Here is a 3,038-nt window from a genome sequence, read left to right on the forward strand (position 1 = left end):
CCCGCCCCCAACCCGGGAGTCCGCCATGCGCACACCACGTCCGCGCCTCACCGCGGCCGTCGTCCTGGCCATCCTCGCCAGCCTCCTGCCGATCATCGTCGGGGTCACCGTCGCGGCACCACCCGCGGCGGCGGCACCACCCGCTACCACCCAGTTCGAGAAGATCAAGCTCGACGGCGGTCTCTCCATGGGAGAGCCGATCGAGTTGTCCGTCCTCCCCGACGGCAAGGTGCTCTACATCAACCGGGGAACCAGTTCCGGCGGTGGACAGGTCCGCCTCTACAACCCCACCACCCGCGCCACCACCGTCGCGCTGACACTGCAACTGGACGCCCGCTTCGAGGACGGCCTGATCGGCATCACCGCGCACCCGAGGTTCGCCACGAACCGCTGGGTGTACCTGTTCTACTCACCGGCCGGGACACCACTGGTCAACCGCATCTCACGGTTCACCTTCAACCCGAGCACGTTGGTGCTCGATGCGGCCAGCGAGACGCGGCTCATCGAGTGGCCGACCGAACGTCGGCTCTGCTGCCACTCGGCCGGGTCGATGACCTGGGACAGCAACGAGAACCTCTACTTCGCCGTCGGTGACAACACCAATTCCGGCGGGGACTCGGCGGGGATGGCGCCGATCGACGAGCGGACCAGCCGCGACGCCCAGTACGACGCGCAGCGGACCTCGGGCAACACCAACGACCTGCGCGGGAAGATCAACCGTATCCACCCGGAGGACAACGGCACGTACACCGTCCCGACCGGAAACCTGTTCGCCTCGGGCACGAGCGGCACCCGTCCGGAGATCTACGTGATGGGGGTGCGCAACCCGTACCGGGTCTGGGTGGACCGGAAGAACAGCAACACCCTCTACTGGGGCGAGGTCGGGCCGGACGCGGGCGCGACGATCGCCAACCGGGGGCCGGCGGCGTACGACGAGTGGAACCGGGCCACCGCGCCGGGCAACCACGGTTGGCCGTACTGCGGCGGGCCCAACGTCGCCTACAACGACTGGGACTTCGCCACCAACTCGCCGCGCGGCTGGTTCCCGTGCGGCGGCAGCACCGGCCCGGTGAACAACTCGCCACGCAACACCGGCCTCCAGCAGCTACCGCCGACCCGGGGTGCGCTGGTCTGGGAGCAGCACGGCGGCAGCAGGGAGTGGCCCGCCCTGGACAGCCCGGGCGGCTGTGGCTCGCCCAACCACGCCGAGGTCTACCACTACGACCCCAACCTGGTCTCCGACGTGAAGTGGCCGGCGTACTACGACAACAAGCTGCTGATCACCGAGTACTGCCGTAACTGGATCAAGGAGGTCCAGTTCGACAACGGCAACGCCCGCACCGGAAACCCGACGGTCATCGAGCCGGTGCTGGCCGGGATGTCGTTCGTCCACCCGATCGACATGGAGTTCGGGCCGGACGGCTCGCTCTACCTGCTGGAGTACGGCAACGGCTACTTCTCCGGCGACGCCGCTGCCGGGCTGTACAAAATCAACTACGTGGCCGGTGGACGATCCCCGACCGCCGTCGCGTCCGCCACGCCCGACAACGGCCTCAGCCCGCTGACCGTCAGCTTCTCCAGCGCCGGCAGCACCGACCCGGACGGCGACCCGCTGACCTACGCGTGGGACTTCGACAGCAACGGCACCGTCGACTCCACCGCCGCGAATCCCACCTACACGTATGCCAGCAACGGCGACAAGCGGGCCCGGCTCACGGTGTCCGACGGGACCGGCCGCTCCGGCACCACGCAGATCGCGGTCGTGGTGGGCAACAACCGGCCCACCGTCTCGCTCAACGGCATCCCCAACGGTGGGCTGTTCTCCTGGGACGAGAACCTGACCGCCACCGCCACCGCCACCGACGCCCAGGACGGCACCATCGCGTGCGCGAACGTGACGATCCGGGCGGCCCTGGGCCATCAGGAGCACGCGCACGAGGAGGGCCAGGGCACCGGGTGCGGCTTCACCGTCAACACCGGGCCGGTGCACGCGGGACCCGACTCGGTGCTCTTCTTCCTGCTGCGCGCCGGCTACACCGACCGGGGTGCGGCCGGGGCCGTACCGCTCACCGCGGAGAAGGACGTCACCCTCTGGCCCAAGCAGTGGCAGGCCGAACACTACGTCTCGCTGCACGGTCCCCAGGTCATCAACGCGAGCGGCGCCGAGGGCGGGCGGCGGCTCGGTGACATCCAGAACGGCGAGTACGTCCGGCACCACGGGGTGAGCCTGAAGGGCATCACCGGGGTCCGGGCCCGCGTGTCCTCGGACAAGGCCGGCAACGTCGCCTCCTTCCGGTACGACTCCCCCACCGGCCCGGAGATCGCCCGGGTGACAGTGCCCAACACCGGCGGCTGGGACAACTACACCGAGATCAGCGCGTCGGTCACCAAGCCCGACGACAACACCCACGACCTGTACGTCGTGTTCACCGGCGGCAGCGGAGGCGCCCTGCTCGACCTGGACAGCTACACGTTCACCGGTGCGGGGGTGAGCACCCCGACGGGCGGCCCCCGCACCGGCACGATCCGGGGCATGGGCAAGTGCGTCGACGTCAACGCCGGTGGAACCGCCGACGGCACCCGCGTCCAGATGTGGGACTGCATCGTCGGCGAGGCTAACCAGCAGTGGACGCTGCCCGGCGACGGCACCATCCGCAACCGGGGCAAGTGCCTGGACGTCCAGTCCAGCGGCACCACCAACGGCACGCTGATCCACCTGTGGACGTGCAACAACACCGGAGCCCAGCAGTGGGTGCCCGGCCCCAACGGCAGCCTGCGCAACCCGCAGGCCAACCGCTGCCTGGACATCCCCGCGTCCACGCCGACGAACGGACGGCAGTTGCAGATCTACGAGTGCAACGGCACCGCGGCGCAGAACTGGATCCTGCCGTGACCCGCCCGTCCCCTGTCCCACAAGGAGCTCCCATGCGCAGACGCGCCATTCGCCAAGCTGTTCGGCGTCGAGCCGGCCAAGCGCCGCCCCGGCTACGCCAACTTCGCCATCGAGAACCCGCCACTCAAGCTCGTGCTCCTTGAGG

1 protein-coding gene and 1 pseudogene are annotated in these 3,038 nt (G+C 69.4%); both read left to right on the forward strand.

The features are described 5' to 3' along the window. Positions 1-25: 25 nt before the first annotated feature. Positions 26-2,893, forward strand: a complete 2,868-nt coding sequence (locus ACWCO3_RS33355) for a ricin-type beta-trefoil lectin domain protein (RefSeq protein WP_450013922.1) — start codon at positions 26-28, stop codon at positions 2,891-2,893. A gap of 12 nt (positions 2,894-2,905) precedes the next feature. After that, a pseudogene (locus ACWCO3_RS33360) lies at positions 2,906-3,038 on the forward strand (glyoxalase/bleomycin resistance/dioxygenase family protein); the annotation flags it as partial.

Source organism: Micromonospora sp. NPDC002411 (assembly GCF_053592955.1).